The organism is Cupriavidus laharis (genome assembly GCF_914271435.1).
In the GTDB taxonomy this organism is placed as follows: domain Bacteria; phylum Pseudomonadota; class Gammaproteobacteria; order Burkholderiales; family Burkholderiaceae; genus Cupriavidus; species Cupriavidus laharis.
This window is the reverse complement of record NZ_CAJZAI010000004.1, coordinates 140,012-159,169: the sequence shown is the minus strand read 5'-3', so window position 1 is coordinate 159,169 and position 19,158 is coordinate 140,012. Positions and strand designations below refer to the sequence as shown.

Below are 19,158 nucleotides of genomic sequence, written 5' to 3'. Positions count from 1 at the left end.
GTTCGCGCCTTCGGTTGCGGTCAGTCGCCTTCGAACACCGGCTTGCCCTTGGCAACGAAGGCCTCGTAGGCACGCCGGAAATCTCGCGTCTGCATGCAGATGGCCTGGGCTTCGGCTTCAGCCTCGATGGCTTCATCGAGACCCATGTTCCACTCCTGGTGCAGCAGCTTCTTGGTCACGCCGTGGGCAAAGGTCGGGCCGGCAGCGAGTTGCGCGGCGAGCGCATGCGCCTCGGCCAGGACCTTGTCCGACGAATGCAGCGCATTGAAGAAGCCCCACTGCAGGCCTTCTTCGGCAGTCATCACGCGACCGGTGTAAAGGAGTTCGCTGGCCCTGCCCTGACCGATCACCCGTGGCAGCAGCGAACAGGCGCCCATGTCGGCACCGGCCAGGCCCACGCGGACGAACAGGAATGCGGTCTTGGCCTGCGCCGTGCCCACGCGCATGTCGGAGGCCAGCGCCATCATCGCGCCAGCGCCGGCGCAGATGCCGTCAATCGCGCTGACGACGGGCTGCGGGCAGGCACGCATGGCCTTGACGAGGTCTCCGGTCATGCGCGTGAAATCGAGCAGTTCCGGCATGCTCATCTTCGTGAGCGGGCCGATGATCTCGTGCACGTCGCCACCCGAGCAGAAGTTGCCGCCTGCGCCCGTGACGACCACGGTCTTGATATCGCTGGCATAGCACAGCGCGCGGAACAGGTCGCGCAACTCCGCATAGGAATCGAACGTCAGCGGGTTCTTGCGCTCCGGGCGGTTCAGCGTGATGGTGGCCACCTTGCCGTCGTCCGAGACGGACCACAGGAAATGCTTCGGCGAGTAGTCCGCGAAGCTGCGCTTGTGGTGGCGCATGTCGAGTGCGATGTCGGTCATGTTCTGTCTCTGTCTTGTTCGATGTGCAGCGCGATCCGCTGCCCTATTCGCTGGCGATGCCGCATATCGGCAGCCCGCGCTTATCCTGTCATCACTTCCCCGCCCGCCACCGCGATCGCCTGCCCCGTCACCGCACTGGCAGACGGCCGGCATAGCCACGCGACGGCGTCGGCCACTTCATCGGGCTGCACCAGGCGCCGCTGCGGGTTGCGCGCGGCCAGTTCGGCGCGCGCCTCGGCTTCGGTACGGCCGGTCTTGTCGATGATATTGGCCACGGCGTCGCGCACGATGTCGGTTTCCGTATAGCCCGGGCAAACCGCGTTGACGGTAATGCCGCTGCGCGCGGTCTCCAGCGCCAGCGCGCGCGTGAGCCCAATCACCCCATGCTTGGCCGCGCAGTAGGCGCTGACGTAGCCGTAGCCGACCAGGCCCGCAGTGCTGGCCACGTTGACGATGCGCCCCCACCCCGACGCCGTCATTGCCGGCAGCGCGGCCTGCGTGCACAGGAACGTGCCGGTCAGGTTGACATCCAGCATGCGTTGCCACAGCGCCAGACTGGTCTTGCCGAACGGCGCGCTGTGCGCCTGGCCGGCGTTGTTCACCAGCACGCCGACCACGCCGGCCCTGGACTCTGCGGCGGCAAAGGCCGCGGCCACGCTGTCGGCATCGCTGATATCGGCAGGCACGGCGGCCAGCACTGCGGCTGCGGTCAGCAGCGGCCGCAGTTCGTCGGCGGTGCGCTCCAGCACCAGCACGTCGCGGCCGACCAGCGTTACGCTGGCCCCATCGGCCAGCAGCCGGCGCGCGATCGCCGCGCCGATGCCGCGTCCGCCGCCGGTCACCAGCGCGTGCCGGCCTTGCAGGGGAAGCTCGCCCGCCATCGTCAGTGCTCCACCACGGCGCGGGCCAGGGCCGCGGCGCGTTCCAGGTTGGTCTCGAGCTGGCGCTTGCCGGCTTCATACTGCCGCGGCCAGTTCACATCGCGATAACCAAGCTTTGCCGCTTCGTGCAGCGTCCAGGCCGGGTCGGCCAGATGTGGTCGCGCCACCGCGCACAGGTCGGCGCGGCCGGCCGCGATGATGCTGTCAACATGGTCGGCTTCGAAGATGGCGCCCACCGCAATGGTCGGAATATCGGCCTCGTTGCGGATGCGGTCGGCGAACGGCGTCTGGTACATACGCCCGTAAACCGGCGCCTGGTCGGGGCTGACCTGGCCTGACGAGCAGTCGATCATGTCGGCGCCGGCCGCCTTGAACGCACGCGCGATCTCCACCGCATCGTCGGGCGTGATGCCGCCTTCGACCCAGTCGTGCGCGGAGATGCGCACCGACATGGGCTTGTCCGCCGGCCACACGGCACGCACCGCCTCGAACACTTCAAGCGGATAGCGCAGGCGGTTGGCGAGCGTGCCACCATAGTCGTCGGTGCGCTGGTTGGTCAGCGGCGAGATGAAGCTCGACAGCAGGTAACCGTGGGCGCAGTGCAGTTCGAGCCAGTCGAATCCGGCCTCTGCGGCGCGGCGTGCGGCGGCGACGAAGTCATCGCGCACGCGCTCCATGTCGTCGCGCGTCATTTCGCGCGGCACCTGCGATTCACCGGGCAGGTACGGAATCGGTGAGGCCGACAGCAGCGGCCAGTTGCCTTGCGGCAGCGGGTGGTCCATGGCCTCCCAGCCGAGCTGCGTCGAGCCCTTGCGGCCGGCATGGCCGAGCTGCATGGCGATGCGCGCATCACTGTTGGCGTGGACGAAATCGACGATGCGCTTCCAGGCATCGCGCTGTGCGTCGTTCCACAAGCCGGGGCAGGCCGGCGTGATGCGCGCATCGGGCGACACGCAGGTCATCTCTGCCACTACCATGCCAGCGCCGCCGAGTGCGCGCGAGCCGAGGTGCACGAGATGGAAATCGCCCGGCACGCCGTCCACGCTCGAGTACATCGCCATGGGCGATACCACCACGCGGTTCTTCAGCGTCACGCCACGCACGCGGAACGGCGTGAACATCGGCGGCACAGGCTTGTCTTCACGCAGGCGCAGCGCATCAGCCGGCACGCCGGCCTGGCCAGCCAGCCAGTGCTCGAACTTGCGCACATAGCCGGCATCGCGCACGCGAAGGTTTTCGTGCGAGATGCGCTGCGAACGCGTCAGCAGCGAATAGGCGAACTGCTCGGGCGCCAGCCCGGCGTAGCGCTCGACATTCTCGAACCACTCGGTGGAATTGCGCGCGGCGTTCTGGATCTTCAGCACTTCCACGCTGCGGGTCGCTTCATAACGCTCCAGCGCCGTGGGCAAGGCGTCATGCGCGGACGGGCCCGAGCTGGCGATCTCGGTTGCCAGGTCGATCGCATCCTCCAGCGCCAGCTTGGTGCCCGAGCCGATGGAGAAGTGCGCCGTATGCGCAGCATCGCCCATCAGCACCACCGGCACGCGGCGGCCATCGGGCAGCGTGTTCCAGTGCACCCAGTGCTTGCAGATCACGCGCGGGAAGCGGATCCAGATCGCAGAACCGCGCAAGTGTGCCGCGTTGCTGATCAGCTTGTTGCCGTCGAGATACTTGGCGAAGAGCTTCTCGCAATATGCGACGCCCTCTTCCTGGCTCATCTGCTCGATGCCCGCCGCGCGCCAGACCTCTTCCGGGGTCTCCACGATAAACGTGGAAGTGTTGTCGTCGAATCGGTAGGCATGTGCCTGGAACCAGCCGTGCTCGGTCTTCTCGAATGCAAAGGTGAACGCGTCGAACAGCTTGTGCGTGCCGAGCCAGACGAAGCGGCACTGGCGCGTGTCGATGTCCGGCTGGAAGCTGTCGGCATAGCGCGTGCGGATGCGGCTGTTCAGGCCGTCCGAGGCGATGACCAGGTCGGCCTGGTACTGCATGGCAAGGGTCTGGTCATCGGTGACGTCAGTCTCGAACACCAGCTTCACGCCGAGCGCTTCGCAGCGCGCCTGCAGGATGTTGAGCAGCCGCTTGCGGCCGATGCCGATGAAGCCATGGCCGCCGGAGCGGATGGTGCGCCCGCCGATGTGGATGTCGATGTCGTCCCAGTGGTTGAAGGCCTCGTTGATCTCGGAGGCACTGACCGGGTCGGCCTGCTTCAGGTTGTCCATGGTGGCGTCGGAGAACACCACGCCCCAGCCGAACGTATCGTAGGGCCGGTTGCGCTCCACCACGAAAACCTCGTTGGCCGGGTCCTGCAGCTTCATCAACAGGCCGAAGTACAAGCCTGCCGGGCCGCCGCCAATACAAAGCACTCGCATCTGTCGTCTCCTGCCGGGCTACCCCGCCGCCAGCGGGGAGCGCATCTAAATCAGGTTTAAATATTTGATACTTCAAATATTAGTCTGCATGCGCGTACCTTGCAAGCCGAATCTGCGATGTGCCCCGACAGGCGCACGTCGCAGATTTCCCTGAGGCGCAGGCGCGGACGCCCGGCCCGGCGATCAGCCCTTCAGGGCCGACAGCAACTGTTCCAGCGCGGTGGGATCCTCGATCGTGGTGAGGTCGCCCGGATCGCGCCCTTCCGCCACCGCCTGGATGGCGCGGCGCAGCAACTTGCCCGAGCGCGTCTTGGGCAGCGCGTTCAGGAAGAACACGCGTGCCGGACGCGCCACCGCGCCAAGCTGCTGCTCGACCGTCTTCATCAGCTCGCCCTCGAGCGCAAGGCGCGCCTCGGGCGTCGCGGTGCGCGCGGCGTCACGGGCGATGCAGAAACCCATCGCCACCTGCCCCTTGAGCGCGTCCTGCACGCCCACCACCGCGACTTCCGCCACGCCCGGGTGCGACGACAGGCTCTCTTCGATCTCGCGCGTGCCCAGGCGATGGCCGGCCACGTTGATGACGTCGTCGGTACGGCCGAGGATGAACACATACCCATCCTCGTCGCGCACGCCCCAGTCGAAGGTCGAATAGCACAGCCGGTTCGGGACCGCCGACCAGTAGGTGTGCACGAAGCGCTCGTCGTCGCCCCACACCGTGCTCATGCAACCCGGCGGCAGCGGGCCATCGATGGCGACCACGCCCTTCTGCCCCGGGGCACATTCCTCGCCCGTGTTCTCGTCCACGATGCGCAGGTCATAGCCATAGGCCGGCACGCCCGGCGAGCCGAGCTTGGGCGGCAGCACCTCGATGCCGCGCTGGATGGCGATGATCGGCCAGCCGGATTCTGTCTGCCAGTAGTTGTCGACCACCGGCTTGCCGATGCCGTCCTGGATCCACCGGGCCGTGGGCTCGTCGAGCGGCTCGCCGGCCAGGAACAGCAGCCGCAGGCTCGACAGGTCATATTTCGCCAGGAAGGCCGGGTCCTGCTTCTTCAGCACGCGGATTGCGGTGGGCGCGCTGAACATCAGGTTGACCTTGTACTGTTCCACGAGCCGCCACAGGATGCCGCCATCCGGGCGGATCGGCGTGCCTTCGTACATCAGCGTGGTCATGCCCGCCAGCAACGGGCCGTAGACGATGTAGCTATGCCCCACGACCCAGCCGATGTCCGACGCCGTGAACATGGTGTCGCCGGCCTTGCCACAGAAGATGTATTCCATCGAGGTCGCCAGCGCGACCGCATAGCCGCCGGTATCGCGCTGCACGCCCTTGGGCTTGCCGGTCGTGCCGGACGTGTAGAGCACGTAGGACGGCTCGGAGGACTCCAGCCAGGTGCACGGCACCTGGGCGCCGGCCACGCGTTCGCGCCAGGCCGCATAATCCTCGTCGCGACCCTCCACGCGCGGCATGTCGGCGAGCTGGCGGTCGACCAGCAGCACCTTCCCGGGCTTGTGGCCGGACAACCGGATGGCCTCATCGAGCAGCGGTTTGTAGGGCACCACCTTGCCGGCACGCGAACCAGCGTCCGCACTGACAATGACGCGTGGCTGCGCGTCATCGATACGCGCCGCGAGGCTGACCGACGCAAAGCCGCCGAACACGACCGAATGGATCGCGCCGATGCGCGCGCAGGCCAGCATGGCGAACGCCGCCTCGGGGATCATCGGCATATAGACCAGCACGCGGTCACCCTTGCGCACGCCGAGCCCTTGCAGGATGGCCGCCATACGGTTGACCTCATCGTGCAACTGCGCGTACGTATAGGTGCGCTCCTGCTCCGTTTCGGTGGACACCCAGACCAGCGCCGGCTGCTGCGCGCGCGCGGCCAGGTGCCGGTCCACGGCGTTGTGGCACAGGTTCGTGCGTCCGCCGACGAACCAGCGCGTGAATGGCGCGCGGCTGTTGTCGAGCACTTGTCCGAACGGGGTTTCCCAGTCGATGCGCCGTGCCTGTTCGGCCCAGAACCCCTCGGGGTCGGCCAGCGAACGGGCATGCACGGCATGGCTTGCCGTCATGGCAGGTCTCCTCCGCGTCTTGCGGGTAGTTATCGTCCCGCTAGTTTGCCACCGGCACGGCGTCCTGTGCGCCCCCGGCCGGATGGGCATGCGCCGCCCCCCACCGCTACGCAGGTGCAATAAAAACGGGGCGTGCCCCAGGCGACGCCCCGTTTTTCCGCTCATGCTGCCAATCTAGCGGGCCTTGGCTGCCTTGGAAGCCCCCTTGGACGAGGCCTTCACTGCGGGCGCCGACTTGGCCGCCGCCGAACGCGAAGCCCCGGATCCCTTGCTTGCCGCATGGCGCGGCGCGGCTTCCACCGTCATGCGCTTGCGTCCCTCAGCCTTGCCTTTGCCGAACGCCGACACGCGCACGACCTCAGGCTTGTCGGTGGCCGACTCCGTGCGCGCGGCCTTGCCCCCCCTGCCGGCGCGGACCGGCACCATCAGCACCAGGCTTTGCCCCGCAACCAGCTTGGTGCCGGAAAGCTTGTTCCACGATTGCACCTGGCTCGCCGATACACCGTAGCGGCGCGCCACCGAGGCCACGGTATCCCGGCGGCCGGCGCGCACCACCACGCGGCGCGCATCGGGCAGGTCAGGCTCCACCGCCAGCATGGCGCTGTCGGCCAGCGTGGCGCTGATGTCCTGGTCGTGGTGGCCCGAACGCGGAATCATCACCGTCGAGCCCGCCTTCAGCCGCATCCCGCGCGGAATGCTGTTGATCTCGCGCAGCGTGTCCGGATCGACGTTCAGGCGCGCCGCCAGCGCTTCCACCCGCTCGCGGTTATCCACCGTCACCGCTGTCCAGCTCGACAACCCGCCCCGGTAAGTATTCAGGTTGTACTGGAACCGTTCGGCATTGTCGAAGGGCAGCAGGATCTGCGGATTCGACGCACCCAGGATCACCGGCCGGTTGAACGACGGGTTCAGCGCCTTGAACTCGTCCAGCGACATATTGGCCAGCTTGGCCGCCAGCGTGACGTCGATATCGCGGCTCGTGGTGACCGTGACGAAATACGGATGGTCCGGGATCTCCGGCAACCTGACCCCGTACGCAGCCGGGTTGGCGATGATGTTTTTCACCGCCTGCAACTTGGGCACGTAGTAGCGCGTCTCGTTCGGCATGGTCAGGCTGGCGTAGTCCGTCGGCAGGCCGCGCGCCTGGTTGCGCGCGATCGCTCGGGACACGGCCCCCTCGCCCCAGTTGTACGCCGCCAGCGCCAGGTGCCAGTCGCCGAACATGTCATAGAGGCGCGCCAGGTAGTCAAGCGCCGCATCGGTCGAGGCCAGCACATCGCGGCGCTCGTCGCGGAACATGTTCTGCTTCAGGTTGTAGGTCTTGCCGGTGCTCGGGATGAACTGCCACATGCCCGCCGCCTTGGCACTCGATTGCGCCTGCGGGTTGAACGCGCTCTCGACGAACGGCAGCAGCGCCAGCTCGGTCGGCATGTTGCGCCGCTCCAGCTCTTCCACGATGTGATACAGGTAGCGGCTCGAACGGGCCACCATGCGCTCCATGTACTCCGGGCGCTGCGCGTACCACTGCGTGCGGTCGTCAACCAGCGTCCCCTCCAGGTCCTGCATGGCGAAGCCACGGCGGATACGGTCCCAGATATCGGTGGACGGGCCGCGCAGCCAGTCGAGGCCAGGCTGATCGGCATTGATGCTGGCGGCGCCAGGCGCGAGCGTCTTGTCGACGCTGAGCGAGTTGAGCGGATCCTTGCCGCTGCGCGTGGAAGTCAGGGCGGTCGGGGCGCCGGACGCATCGGCGCCGGGCGGTGTGGGCGTGCTGGCGCAGGCTGCCAGCAGCACCACGCTTGCAAACACCGCCAGTAATCGACCAAATTTCATTAAGTTCTCGAATTGTGACGCTAAAAGGTTGCGTGATGCTAAGAAAAACGGGCTTTCGCGTCAATGAGATTTTCCATGCGACAAAGGCATGGCCGCGTGCCTCAAGCTGCCGCCGGGCGTGTTCCGGCGCGGCTCAGCGGAAATTGTCCTTCCAGCCACGCAGGGCGCCGAAAGCCTTCGCATCGCCTGCTACGTTGCCCCCTTGCGCCTGCACAGCCGCGCGCACCGCCGGTTCGCGCGAACGCAGGAAGGGGTTGACTTCGCGCTCGAGCGCGATGGTGGATGGCACAGTCGGCTTGCCCTGCTCGCGCAGCGCCTCGACGCGCGCCTCCCAGGCGGCCAGCGCGGCATTGCCGGGCTCCACCGCGCGCGCAAAGCGCACATTGCTGCGCGTATACTCGTGTGCGCAGTACACGCGCGTTTCCCCCGGCAGCGACGCCAGCTTGTCCAGCGACGCCAGCATCTGCGCCGGCGTGCCCTCGAACAGGCGGCCGCAGCCGGTGGCGAACAGCGTATCGCCGCAGAACACGGCCGGCCCGGCCCCCTCCAGTTCGCCGACATAGGCGACGTGGCCCGCGGTATGGCCAGGCACGTCGAGCACACGCAGATGCAGCGCGGGCGCCTGCAGCGTCACCGTGTCGCCTTCGCGCACGGCCCGGGTGCGTCCCCCAATGCGCTCGCCGGCTGGCCCGATCACGGGCATGGGCGTGCCGTCGGGGGTGGTCGGATGCGCCGCGAGCAGCTCCGCCACACCGCCCTGGTGATCGCCGTGGTGATGGGTGATTACAATAGCGCCCAGAGCCAGGCCCTTGTCCACCAGGAACCGCTCCACCGGCGCCGCCTCGCCGGGATCGACCACGGCAGCATTTCGGCCGTCGTGGATAGCCCAGATATAGTTATCCTGAAAGGCGGGAATCGGCTCCACTTTCAACATGCGCGTGCTCCTATGGCTGATCGTCCGATTGTAAGCTGGGAAGACTGGCTGGCTTCGCCTCCCGGGCAATACATGCTCCGGTGGGAGGCGCAGCAATACGACCGGACCGTGACCGATATTTTCGGCTATCACGCGGTTCAGATGGGCCTGCCCGCCATCGACACCCTGCGCGAGAACCGGATGCCGTTTTCGGCGCTCGCGCTCGACCCCGCCAGCGGCCCCCACGGGCCGCGCGCGGCGCACCCCGACGCGCGCCAGTTGCTGTGCCGGTTCGACGAACTCCCGTTCGACACGCAGAGCATCGATCTCGCCACCCTGCCTCATGTCCTCGAGTTCGCCGAGGATCCGCACGAAGTGCTGCGCGAGGTGTCGCGCGTGCTGATGCCCGAAGGCCGTGTCGTGGTGACCTGTTTCAACCCGATGAGCCTGTGGGGTGCGCGCCAGGGCCTGAACCGCCTTGGCGCCATGCCGTTCCTGCCCACCGATGCGCAGTCGATCGGCTTCGTGCGCATCAAGGACTGGCTCAAGCTGCTGGGCTTTGACATCATCCGTGGCCGCTTCGGCTGCTACTGCCCGCCGTACCGCACCGACCGCTGGCTGCAGCGTGCCGCATTCATGGAAAAGGCCGGCGACCGCTGGTGGCCGATCTTTGGCGCGGTGTACATGATTTCCGCGGTCAAGCGCGTGCGCAATATCCGCCTGGTCGGCCCGGCCTGGAAGACCGCCAAGGCAGCGCTCACACCCGTCGCCGCTCCGGTGGCCACGCCAACCGGCACACACGGCAAGACCCCCGGCGAAGACCGCTGACACGCCAGCACGCGCCGTATATGAACCCTGCGGCAGCCCGTGCGGCTGCCCTGACGAACCACATATGCAAGAAGTTACGATCTATTCCGATGGCGCCTGCAAGGGCAATCCCGGCCGCGGCGGCTGGGGCGCGGTGCTGGTCGCGGGCACCCGCGAAAAGGAGCTGTTCGGCGGCGAGCCCAACACCACCAACAACCGCATGGAAATGACCGCGGTCATCGAGGCACTGCGCGCGCTCAAGCGTCCCTGCACGGTGCAGGTCTACACCGACTCGCAGTACGTGCAAAAAGGCATCAGCGAATGGCTGCCCGGCTGGAAAGCGCGCGGCTGGAAGACCGCGGACAAGAAGCCGGTGAAGAACGCCGACCTGTGGCAAGAGCTGGATGCGCTGACGCAGCCGCACAAGATCAGCTGGCACTGGGTACGCGGCCACAATGGCCACCCGGGCAACGAACGTGCCGACGCGCTGGCAAACCGTGGCGTCGAATCGATCAGCGCCTGACTCTGCCCAGCCCTCCGCTAGAATGCCCGCCATGCGACAAATCGTTCTCGACACTGAAACCACCGGCCTGAATGCCGCCACCGGCGACCGCCTGATCGAAATCGGGTGTGTCGAACTGGTCAACCGGCGCCTCACGGGCCGCCACCTGCACTTCTACGTCAATCCCGAGCGCGACATCGACGAAGGCGCCGTGGCCGTGCACGGCATCACCGTCGAATTCCTGGCCGACAAACCCAAGTTCGCCGAGGTCGTCAACGAGGTCCGCGACTTCGTGCAGGACGCCGAGCTGATCATCCACAATGCCCAGTTCGACCTTGGCTTCCTGGACATGGAATTCCGGCTGCTGGGGCTGTCGCCGTTCCGGGACCACATCGGCGGCGTGATCGATACCCTGCTCGAAGCGCGCCAGATGTTCCCGGGCAAGCGCAATTCGCTCGATGCGCTGTGCGACCGGCTCGGCGTGAGCAACGCCCACCGCACGCTGCACGGCGCCTTGCTCGATGCCGAGCTGCTGGCCGAGGTCTACCTGGCCATGACGCGCGGGCAGAATTCGCTGGTCATCGACATGCTCGATGGCACGGAAGCCACGGATGGCTCCGTCGCGGAAACAGACCTGTCGCGCATTGTCCTGCCCGTATTGCGCGCCAGCGACGCCGAAGCGGCGGCACATGTTGCCGTGCTCAAGCAACTGGACAAGGCCAGCGGCGGCAAGACGGTATGGCAAGAGCTTCCAGCCGCATAACGGCCCCTCAGCATCCGCGCCCAGAAAAAATCTGACAAAAGGGCTTTACAAGATACAGGAACGTCTGCATAATCTCATTTCTCCGCTGCACGACAAAGTCAACGCGAAAGCGATGCAGCAGCTGGGGTGGTTAGCTCAGCGGTAGAGCACTGCCTTCACACGGCAGGGGTCACAGGTTCAATCCCTGTACCACCCACCAGAATTCGTGAATGGAATCAAGGACTTGCGGCCAACAGCCCAAGTCCTTTTTTCTTTGGTACGGAGCAAAGTACGGAGATTCGCCCGTACGGAGCTGATTCCCGTGTCGCCCCCTCCCCGCCAGCCGCCAAAGGCTGTCCCCGTAGCATTTCCCCCACTCCGCCAAGGCGCCGGTTTACCCGCCAGCCGGCGAAATCGAGCCGCCAGGACGCCGGTCGGGCAGCGGGTGAGGCCGGCATAGCCAGCCGGCCTGATCGAGGCGCGTAGGCCCGCTAAACGCGCCGCGCCGGACAAACCCGCTCAGGCGAGTAACAACTCGGCTTCCTCTGCACTTTCCACCACCTCGAGCGCCGTGCCCCCATCGAGCAGGCGAGCCACCAGGTGGCAGCGGCCGGCTTCGTCCGTCGCGATGGCCACCGGCCCGCCCTCCCTCGGCACGATGGTCACGACAGCGACAGCGGCGCCGTCCAGGCGATGCACCAGGCGAGCGATGGTCTGGGCGATCTCGTAGGCGCGATCGCGCGTGAGGCCGGTGTCAGCCGGATCGAATGTCAGGACAGGGAAGTGCATGGGGGTCTCCTCCGTTGAAAGCCCCGAGCGTAGCAAGGCGCGGCCGGTCGAATCCTTGAATTCACTGAGCGAAAAATTTCGTTCAGTGAATTCTGTCAATTGCCAGCGCGACGACTGGCCCTTGCTGATGCCGAGGTCGTCCAAGGTTTCGGTGGTCGCATCGTCAGACCGCCGATGTTTCCCTTCGGCGTCCTTGCCGGCCAGGCGCCGCTCGATCTCAGCCTCGGACATGGCATGCACGTCCGGAATCGGGTTATGGGACTCGGACGCGGCAGGCTTCGCGATCAGCGGATTGAGTTCCGGATCAGGCGTGGTGGCAGGCGTGGCGCGTTCGGCCGGATAGGAACGGCCGTCCTTGGTTTGACGATCGCATTGCGGAATTTCCGCAATGCTTTCCAACTTGGCACGCACGGCACCTACAGTCTTCCCGTCAACCCCGAGCACAAGGCCGATCTGCCGATCGGATATCTGTGGAGTTTCCTTGAGCTGGTCCGCGACCAGCGCGCGGCGTTGCTCGCGGGAGAGCTGGCGCCGGAGCAGAAGCGCCAGATCGTACGGGAGCAGCTGGTCGATACGCCGACGCTCGGCAATAGTGAAATCGCCAGGCTGCTCGGCGTGTCGCAACCGTTTGTAGGCGACGTGCGTGGGGAACTTAAAACTGTTATAGATTCCCCATTCAAGACCACCGGCAAGGATGGGAAGGCTCGGCCTGCGGATCCGGCCGCGCAGCAAGCCGCCATTCGCGAAGTGCTGGCCGCGAAGCCGGGTTTGAAAACAAAAGCGCCACCAGGGAGATGACCTGATGGCGCTTCGGTTGCCGCCCGCTGGAGGTAACCGTGGGGTGAGCGTCAGCAACTGCCGCCTTTTCGCCATGCATGAGGCAGGGGAGTCACGGCAAGCCCCTACGCGGCCCGAGGCGCTGGAAGGCCGCGATTCAAACCCGATCAGGCCGTTGCGAACGTGCCTTTGCGCAAGGCATTCAGGTCGCTCACCATCGTGCCGATGCGTTCCTCGCAGCGAACCGTGATTAGGTTTTTCGTGAAATTGTCGGCGTCGGCGTTCGACATTTCAACGATAGCCTGCAGACGGTCCAGGATGGCCACATAGCGTCCGTCGAGCACGACAAAGGTGCCCGCTGGCATCGAGGCCAACGACGCCACGCGCAACGCCCAGACGACTTGCGGCGTGGTTCCGGTGGGCGCACCCGGCATCAAGTAATTGCCATCCGTGCTCTTGCTGCCACGGATGGCGCGCCAGTCGGCGGTGTTCAGCAGCGCCACGCTCGGCACATAGCCGGCATCCTCGAGCTCACCACCGACCTGCAGCACGGCATCGAGCGCGGTGGTGCCAGCGGCGACGGCAGCGGCGGCCGGCGCATCGGTGAGCAGGCCCACATTGCCGGTGGTCGCATCCCCGCCGAGCACGAAGTTTTCCTCAGCCGTCCGCAGTCCGGTGCGGCCGAACGTATCAATGGCCAGCATGAGCTGCGTGTTGTCGGCCAGCACCTGCTCGGAGGCGCGGAACCAGTGAGCCAGCGTTTGCGGCTCGGCAGTGACCGGCAGGTAGCTGACATCCGATTCCGGCTTGACCGCGCCCTCGGCCACTTTGGCGGCATTGAGCGCGGCGCTCACGAGCTGGATGTATTGAACGGCGGAGGCGGTCACCGGAATGGCGCGGAGCACGTCGCGCAACTGAAAATCCGGTGCAAGCGTCGGCACGTCGGGCAGCTGCTGCACAGTCCCGGCCTCGACGGTGGTGAGGGTGGCCTTGCCGAGAATCGAGCCGGCGACCTCGACGCGCAAGCGGCCATGCTGCTTGAAGCTCGCCAGGTCAAAGCCTTTCACCAGGGCCGATACGGTAGCGGCATACGCCGACGACGAGACCCCAGGCGGCATCGCACCGCCGATGCGAGCGGCGAGCCGTTGTTCGACATCGAGCAGGCGAGAGCGGAAGGCCTCGACGGTCGTCTTGCCCTGGCCGATTTCCTCCAGCGCCTGCGCGCACATGGCCTTGATGTCTTCGTCGCGTGCCTTGATGGCTTCCATCAGCTCGGTGAACTTGACGACGTTGGAATCGCCGCCAATGAAAGGTGGTTCGCGTTCATCACTGCGCCGCCCAAAGTCTAGTCGGGTTTTCGTGAAATACATGGCTCATGCTCCAGGATGAGTGGCAACTGTCCAAATTGGACAGTTGGACGTCCGCGCCAGCCAAGCCACCATCCCGGTGCCCGTTGCGCTTCGCCGCTTCATCCCGAAGCGAGCCGGCGTGGCCACGTCACCGACCACACCGTACATCGACTACACGGCCAGCGCGCTCATCCCGAGGCGCCGACGCCAAAAGAATCTTTGCCGTTGGTCGCTACTGCACCGTCGAGGCCTGCGCCTCCACGACCGCGTCCATGACCTGCAGCTCGGCCACCAGCGCGCGAGCGGCCTCGGCCTTGCTCGCCGGACGCCATGACCAGGCAACCACGTCCTGGTGCGCGACGTCAGCGACCACCAGCAGGCCGGCATGCCGGCAGAAGCCGGTGAGCTGGCCCGCGCCGAGCAGCGCGGCACGCAGGCGCAAGTTGGCGCGACAGACATCGCAGGGTTCAGCAGACATGGCAGGCCTCCTGGTTCGAATTCTCGGCCCCGTAGGCCGCGTTTACAAGGCGATTCATTGGGCACTCGCCTGACCCCCAGGAGCGGAAGTGCGCCGCGATATGCAAACCTTCCAGCCGGGTTGCGGCCCCAAGTGCCTCAAGTTTCACCCCTCCCCCCGGCTGGGTTTGCCGCGCGGCTGGCCTTGCCTTCGATGAAGCCGGCAACCCAGGCCAGAGCCTGCGCCGACGTCGATGCATAGGGGCAGGCGCCGCACGCCTCGCCACGCTGGCCGGCCGCAAAGCCAGCGGCCCAGGCATTCGGATCCATCCTCAGCATGCGTTCTCCTCAGCGCCAGCGATGCGCGATCTCGGCCTCGAGCACCCGCACCTGCTGGTCGTCGGCCTGGCGAGCGGCCGGCCCAGGCTCCAGGTCAGGCGGTGGCCTCGGTCGGGCAGCGCCGCGTTCCTTTCGTTTGCGTTCGCGGTCGACAGCGCGGCGCGTCTCGTCGTCCATCGGGGCACGCGGCACGAAGCGCGGCTGCAGCGACACGCCGGCCAGGCATCGCTCGACCAGGCGAGCAAAGGCGACAGCAGCGGCATCGGACACGGCAGGCTCCAGGCTGGATGCCGGCAGTCTGCGCCCCACAGAATCGGTTTACAAGCCACAGGGGACGGCATCACCGCCCCCTGCGGTTCAGGCCGTAGACCTGGTTGAACGCGGTGTCGAAGTTGCCGTTCGTGATGCCGTCGCGGACGCGCTTGTCGATGTAGATATCGATCTGCTTGCCGTCGGCAGTATTGGACTGCCGCACGGTCGCGGTTTCGCCAGGCTGCGGGTAGACGTTGACGACCACATCGCCACTACCCCCACCGTTGTTCGCCACGCCGAGCTTTCCGTCCGGCCCGCGCTGCAGCGGCAGGATGGCCTCGGTACCGGCCTCGCCGGCCAGGCCGATGCCCTGCGCGAACGGGAACAGCACCGGCCCAGGCGTGACGCCACCGTTCGGCCCGAAGATGCCGCCCCCGGCAAAGGCGTGGACACCGCCGTCGAAAGCGTTGCCATCGGCAGAGAACAGCGACGAGAAGAAGCCGCCGATGCCACCACCGCTGGCCTGCGCCGATTTCAGCGAGGCCTTCAGGCTATCGATGAGCGGCTGCACCACCAGGATCTGCAGCACCATCTGCGCGATATCCTTGAGCACGCCGGCCACCATGTCGCCGAACGCATCGCCGAATTCCTTGGTGCTGTCGATCGCGCCCACCAGCGTGCCGGATACCTGCTTGCCGTAGCCGTCGATCGCCGAGAGGAGCTGCTCAAAGCCGTCGACGGACTTGCCGCTAATGAGGTCGTCCACCTTCTTCTTGGCGCCCTCGAGCGCCTGCGCCGCCGCGATCGAGGTGTCGCCGGTCTGCGCGATGATCTGTTCCAGGCGATACCAGTTGTCGATCGCGGCCTCGAGCTGGCCTGCCTGCGTCTGCGACTTCGCCTGATCCAGGAATTGCGCCTGGGCAGTGATCTGTTCCTGCTGCGCCTTGGTGGAGTCGTCCAGCGCCTGCTTGCGCGCCTTCTCCGCCTCGACGTCGCGGTTCGTCGCGTCGACCAACGCCGCGGTCATGTATAGCTGGTCGGCCTCGGCCTTGGTGACGTTGATGACGCCCTGCTCGATGTCATAGGTCAGCTTGCCGATCGCGGTCTGCGCGGCCTCCGGCTGGCTCGCCTTGAACAGTTCTTCGTTCAGCGACTTCAGGCGACGCTCGAAGTCCGAGATCTTGTTGCCGGCGCCCTTGGCGGCGTCGCTGATGGCATCGATGGCGCTGGCCGTGCGCTTCGGTGCGTCGCCGGCAAACGGCAGCATGTCGGAGAGGTTCGGGTTGCGCATGCGCTCGAGCACGGCGTTGGTATCGGCCTCGAGCTTGTTCACGTCAGCGACATAGGCGCTGAAGATGCCCTTCACGTCGCCGAAGCGGCCTTCGATGAGCGCGCTGGTGACGTCGCTCACCATGCCGAGCGATGCACCAAAGGCCTTCACGGTCGCGGCCGACTTGAGGAACATGCCCGATAGCCACTTCGCCATGTCGCCGAGATCCCGGCCCACCGCCTGGAACGTTTGCGCCTTGGTGCTGGCATCGCCAAAAGCCTCGGTGACCGATAGCAGCTTCGGCAGCATGCCCTGCGCGATGGCAAGCGCGCTGCCGTGCACGGCCTTGGTCACGCGGTCGACCGAATCGTTGAAGTTGCCCGCGGCCTTGCTGGCATCGGAATCGAGCACCACGCCCAGGCGTTCGGCTTCGCGGCGCAAGTCCTCCAGGCCGGCGCTGCCCTGGTTCAGGAACGGGATCAGCTGCGCGCCGCTCTTGCCGAACAGCTCGATCGCCTTGGCGGTCTTGCCAGCGCCGTCAGGCATCTTGGCAAACCCGTCAGCAATCTTCGAGAACACCGCATCAGTACCCTGGGCAACATCGTCGGCAGTGACGCCCAGGCTTTGCAGCGCCTTGGTGGACTTCGCCGACACGTCGTCGAACGTTTCCATCTCCACCGAGAGCTTGCCGATTGCCTTGTAGAGCGTGTCGGCATCCGTGCCGCTCATCTCGGCCGCATAGCCCCAGGCCGACAGGTTCTCGGTCGACACGCCCAGGCGCTCCGACGCGTCATTGAGCGCGTCCATCTCATCGACCAGCGACTTGAACCCGCTGACGATGGTGCCCACCGAGATCGCGCCGACCAGCCCGCCCACAAACCCCTTCACAGCGGTGGTGGCCAGGCTGGCGCTCTTCTCGATGCCCCCCAGCGCCTGCTCCATCGATTTCATCTGGGCAACCGCGCTCTGCGCGATCTTCGCCTCGATGCTGATGACACGCCGAACGTCAGCCATGATGGTCTCCCGCGTCCATTTCGCTCTCCTCCAAGGATAGGCCGCTCACGCGGCGGGTTTGTCGTCCAGCACCAGGGACGCGTCGACATCGACCACGGCCTCACGCTGTTGGCGCCGCTCACGCAGGCCGGCCATCAAGCCAGAGCGCGGCGGTGCAGGATGGCCATTGGTCGGCACCGGCTGGCGAACGCCGCTCCCATTGACAGGGAACAGACCGCGCCACCCGTACAGGACGGCCTTCTCGAGCACGGCGCGCGGATCCTCGCCGGCATCGTGCAGCTTCGCCAGGTCGCGCAAGGCGAGACGCTCGGCGTATGCCGTCAGCGGATGCTTGCCCTGGCGCCGCATCTCCACAAACCCGTCCCAGGCGTCGACGGGCAGCCACGCCGGCAGCTCGACCGTCTCGGTCGAGGTCGAGCGAGAAGGTGCGCGTCGCGCGCGCGGGTTTGTTTTTTCTTTCTGTTCATTCTGTTCATCTGTTTGGGGACACTCCCAGTGGGGGGCTTGAGGACTGGGAGTGGGGGGCTTGATGATTGCCAGTGGGGGGCTTGCGTCTTCTGCGGCTACCTCAAGGGGGGTACTCGCAGTGGGGGGCTTGCCGCAAGCGATCGACTCAAGCCCCCCATTGGGAATGGGGGACTCGTCGCCGTCTACGTCCACCCAGGGAACCCGGTAGACCACGATGTTGTTGATGCGGCGGCCTGTATCCACGAGCAGGCCGGCATCGCGCAGGCGCTTGACGCGAGAGGCCACCGTACGCTCGTGAAGCGACGTACGCGCGGCAATCTTCGAGATCGACTGGTAGGCCTCGCCGCGCTCCTGGTCGGCATGCCAGGCGTACTGGTAGAGCACGGCGCGCGCATACGGATCGAGCGTGCAGTTCGGGGGCAGGCTCGCTACCCACTGCATGGCGTCCTTGCTCATGAGCGCCTCCGGATGGGCCGGCGCGGCGCGCATGGCGGCGGCACGCGGTAGACGACCATGTTTCTGTACGTGCGGCCCGTTGGCACCAGCAAACCCGCATCGACCAGGCGCCGAACGCGCGTGCGAGCGGTGCGCTCATCCATGCTGGTATGGGCGGCGACTTCGGCAAAGGACATGCAGATCTCGCCCCCGCACATGTGGGCGAACCAGGCGAAGAGCATGAGCACGGCGCGGCCATACGTGTCGAGCGCGTGCGACGGCGGCAGACTGAACACCCAAACGATGGCGCCCCCCTGGCTGTGAGGCGCGGTGGTGGTGATAAATTTTTTCACCATGCGGCGCGGCAAACCCCCTCGATTCGAGGTCGCCGCCCTATGCTGGGCGGCGCGGCGCATGGTTATCGATTGCCCGCGCTTTGCGCTTCGATGCGACGCTCCCACTCGATAGCGGCGCGATTCGTGATCAGCACGCGCCGGCCGATGCGGATTTCATCAGGCCCGTTGCCGGCCTGGCGCATGCGCAGCAGGTGAGGCCGGCTGATCCGATATCGCTCGCAGAATTCATTGATCGTCATCGCGCCAGGCGTATAGCCGGCGACTGCCAGCGATGCGCGTTCAGCGGATACCGGATCCTGCGTTGCATTCGGCCGCAGCCCGATCTGGGTTTCAGTGTTCATCGCCGCTCCATTGCATCAGTAAGCGTCAGGCGCGATACCAGACGCATACGAACCACTTTAGGAATTACCAGGAATGCGGTCGGTGAAAACGGTGGAAGCAAGTTGCTCGAAGTGGTGACTGCTCGCAATTCCACACCTATGCAAAAAAAGCATGGCGCTGTTTGCACACGGTTTGGTATTCGCTTGGCACGATTTGCAAATCTTCACCGTGCGCATCGTCGGCGAAACTGCGGTTTTGTTGCTATTTGCAGCCCACGCCGCAGGCAACAAAAAGGCCGCTCTCAAGGCGGCCAGTCAGGGCTGAGCGCGAGCTG

At 66.1% G+C, this 19,158-nt stretch carries 19 protein-coding genes and 1 tRNA gene; 5 read left to right on the top strand and 15 right to left on the bottom strand.

All coding sequences use genetic code 11. The annotated features are described in order from the left end of the window. Nucleotides 1-20: 20 nt before the first annotated feature. The 6 genes from LDO29_RS10675 to gloB all read right to left on the bottom strand — a co-directional run bounded on the left by LDO29_RS10675 (nucleotide 21) and on the right by gloB (nucleotide 8,968). On the bottom strand, nucleotides 21-872 hold the full coding sequence (locus LDO29_RS10675) for an enoyl-CoA hydratase family protein (RefSeq protein WP_224079759.1): 852 nt from the start codon (nucleotides 870-872) through the stop codon (nucleotides 21-23). Nucleotides 873-952: 80 nt separating this feature from the next. Further along, complete coding sequence (locus LDO29_RS10670; RefSeq protein ID WP_224079758.1) at nucleotides 953-1,753, bottom strand: SDR family NAD(P)-dependent oxidoreductase; 801 nt, start codon at nucleotides 1,751-1,753, stop codon at nucleotides 953-955. Between the two features lie 2 nt (nucleotides 1,754-1,755). Beyond that, on the bottom strand, nucleotides 1,756-4,125 hold the full coding sequence (locus tag LDO29_RS10665) for a bifunctional salicylyl-CoA 5-hydroxylase/oxidoreductase (RefSeq protein ID WP_224079757.1): 2,370 nt from the start codon (nucleotides 4,123-4,125) through the stop codon (nucleotides 1,756-1,758). A gap of 183 nt (nucleotides 4,126-4,308) precedes the next feature. Continuing rightward, nucleotides 4,309-6,201, bottom strand: coding sequence for a propionate--CoA ligase (locus tag LDO29_RS10660; protein WP_224079756.1), 1,893 nt, complete (start codon nucleotides 6,199-6,201; stop codon nucleotides 4,309-4,311). 174 nt (nucleotides 6,202-6,375) lie between these two features. After that, entirely contained in the window at nucleotides 6,376-8,034 is a 1,659-nt protein-coding gene (locus LDO29_RS10655; RefSeq protein ID WP_224079755.1) for a transglycosylase SLT domain-containing protein, read from the bottom strand. A gap of 133 nt (nucleotides 8,035-8,167) precedes the next feature. Then, complete coding sequence (gene gloB / locus LDO29_RS10650; protein ID WP_224079754.1) at nucleotides 8,168-8,968, bottom strand: hydroxyacylglutathione hydrolase; 801 nt, start codon at nucleotides 8,966-8,968, stop codon at nucleotides 8,168-8,170. A 12-nt stretch (nucleotides 8,969-8,980) separates the two neighbouring features. Between gloB and LDO29_RS10645 the strand changes: the two genes are divergently transcribed. The 4 genes from LDO29_RS10645 (at nucleotide 8,981) to LDO29_RS10630 (ending at nucleotide 11,218) form a co-directional block, all read left to right on the top strand. After that, nucleotides 8,981-9,775 (top strand): class I SAM-dependent methyltransferase, encoded by a 795-nt coding sequence (locus LDO29_RS10645; RefSeq protein ID WP_224079753.1) that lies wholly within the window; start codon nucleotides 8,981-8,983, stop codon nucleotides 9,773-9,775. A 64-nt stretch (nucleotides 9,776-9,839) separates the two neighbouring features. Beyond that, the gene (gene rnhA, locus LDO29_RS10640) at nucleotides 9,840-10,277 is read left to right on the top strand and encodes a ribonuclease HI (protein WP_224079752.1); all 438 of its coding nucleotides are present in this window, start codon (nucleotides 9,840-9,842) and stop codon (nucleotides 10,275-10,277) included. Nucleotides 10,278-10,308: 31 nt separating this feature from the next. After that, on the top strand, nucleotides 10,309-11,019 hold the full coding sequence (gene dnaQ / locus LDO29_RS10635) for a DNA polymerase III subunit epsilon (protein ID WP_224079751.1): 711 nt from the start codon (nucleotides 10,309-10,311) through the stop codon (nucleotides 11,017-11,019). Nucleotides 11,020-11,143: 124 nt separating this feature from the next. Continuing rightward, nucleotides 11,144-11,218: transfer RNA gene (locus LDO29_RS10630), tRNA-Val, on the top strand. A 299-nt stretch (nucleotides 11,219-11,517) separates the two neighbouring features. Here the strand turns inward: LDO29_RS10630 and LDO29_RS10625 are convergent. The 9 genes from LDO29_RS10625 to LDO29_RS10585 form a co-directional block, all read right to left on the bottom strand. Continuing rightward, nucleotides 11,518-12,642 carry a hypothetical protein gene (locus LDO29_RS10625; RefSeq protein WP_224079750.1) on the bottom strand — a complete coding sequence of 375 codons (1,125 nt, stop codon included), beginning with the start codon at nucleotides 12,640-12,642 and terminating at the stop codon, nucleotides 11,518-11,520. A gap of 89 nt (nucleotides 12,643-12,731) precedes the next feature. Continuing rightward, on the bottom strand, nucleotides 12,732-13,934 hold the full coding sequence (locus LDO29_RS10620) for a phage major capsid protein (RefSeq protein WP_224079749.1): 1,203 nt from the start codon (nucleotides 13,932-13,934) through the stop codon (nucleotides 12,732-12,734). A gap of 211 nt (nucleotides 13,935-14,145) precedes the next feature. Continuing rightward, the gene (locus tag LDO29_RS10615) at nucleotides 14,146-14,391 is read right to left on the bottom strand and encodes a hypothetical protein (RefSeq protein ID WP_224079748.1); all 246 of its coding nucleotides are present in this window, start codon (nucleotides 14,389-14,391) and stop codon (nucleotides 14,146-14,148) included. A 137-nt stretch (nucleotides 14,392-14,528) separates the two neighbouring features. Continuing rightward, nucleotides 14,529-14,708, bottom strand: a complete 180-nt coding sequence (locus LDO29_RS10610; protein ID WP_224079747.1) for a ribosome modulation factor — start codon at nucleotides 14,706-14,708, stop codon at nucleotides 14,529-14,531. 9 nt (nucleotides 14,709-14,717) lie between these two features. Beyond that, on the bottom strand, nucleotides 14,718-14,978 hold the full coding sequence (locus LDO29_RS10605) for a hypothetical protein (protein ID WP_224079746.1): 261 nt from the start codon (nucleotides 14,976-14,978) through the stop codon (nucleotides 14,718-14,720). A gap of 70 nt (nucleotides 14,979-15,048) precedes the next feature. Continuing rightward, complete coding sequence (locus LDO29_RS10600; RefSeq protein ID WP_224079745.1) at nucleotides 15,049-17,244, bottom strand: phage tail tape measure protein; 2,196 nt, start codon at nucleotides 17,242-17,244, stop codon at nucleotides 15,049-15,051. A 45-nt stretch (nucleotides 17,245-17,289) separates the two neighbouring features. Beyond that, nucleotides 17,290-18,168 carry a helix-turn-helix domain-containing protein gene (locus tag LDO29_RS10595; protein WP_224079744.1) on the bottom strand — a complete coding sequence of 293 codons (879 nt, stop codon included), beginning with the start codon at nucleotides 18,166-18,168 and terminating at the stop codon, nucleotides 17,290-17,292. Then, nucleotides 18,165-18,503 carry a helix-turn-helix domain-containing protein gene (locus LDO29_RS10590; protein WP_224079743.1) on the bottom strand — a complete coding sequence of 113 codons (339 nt, stop codon included), beginning with the start codon at nucleotides 18,501-18,503 and terminating at the stop codon, nucleotides 18,165-18,167. The genes LDO29_RS10595 and LDO29_RS10590 overlap by 4 nt, the downstream gene beginning before the upstream one ends. A 62-nt stretch (nucleotides 18,504-18,565) precedes the next feature. Next, nucleotides 18,566-18,844: a helix-turn-helix transcriptional regulator gene (locus LDO29_RS10585; RefSeq protein WP_224079742.1), complete on the bottom strand. Its 279-nt coding sequence runs from the start codon at nucleotides 18,842-18,844 to the stop codon at nucleotides 18,566-18,568. Between the two features lie 151 nt (nucleotides 18,845-18,995). Here LDO29_RS10585 and LDO29_RS10580 point away from each other — a divergent pair, with 151 nt between their 5' ends. Continuing rightward, nucleotides 18,996-19,148 carry a hypothetical protein gene (locus LDO29_RS10580; protein ID WP_224079741.1) on the top strand — a complete coding sequence of 51 codons (153 nt, stop codon included), beginning with the start codon at nucleotides 18,996-18,998 and terminating at the stop codon, nucleotides 19,146-19,148. Nucleotides 19,149-19,158: the final 10 nt, after the last annotated feature.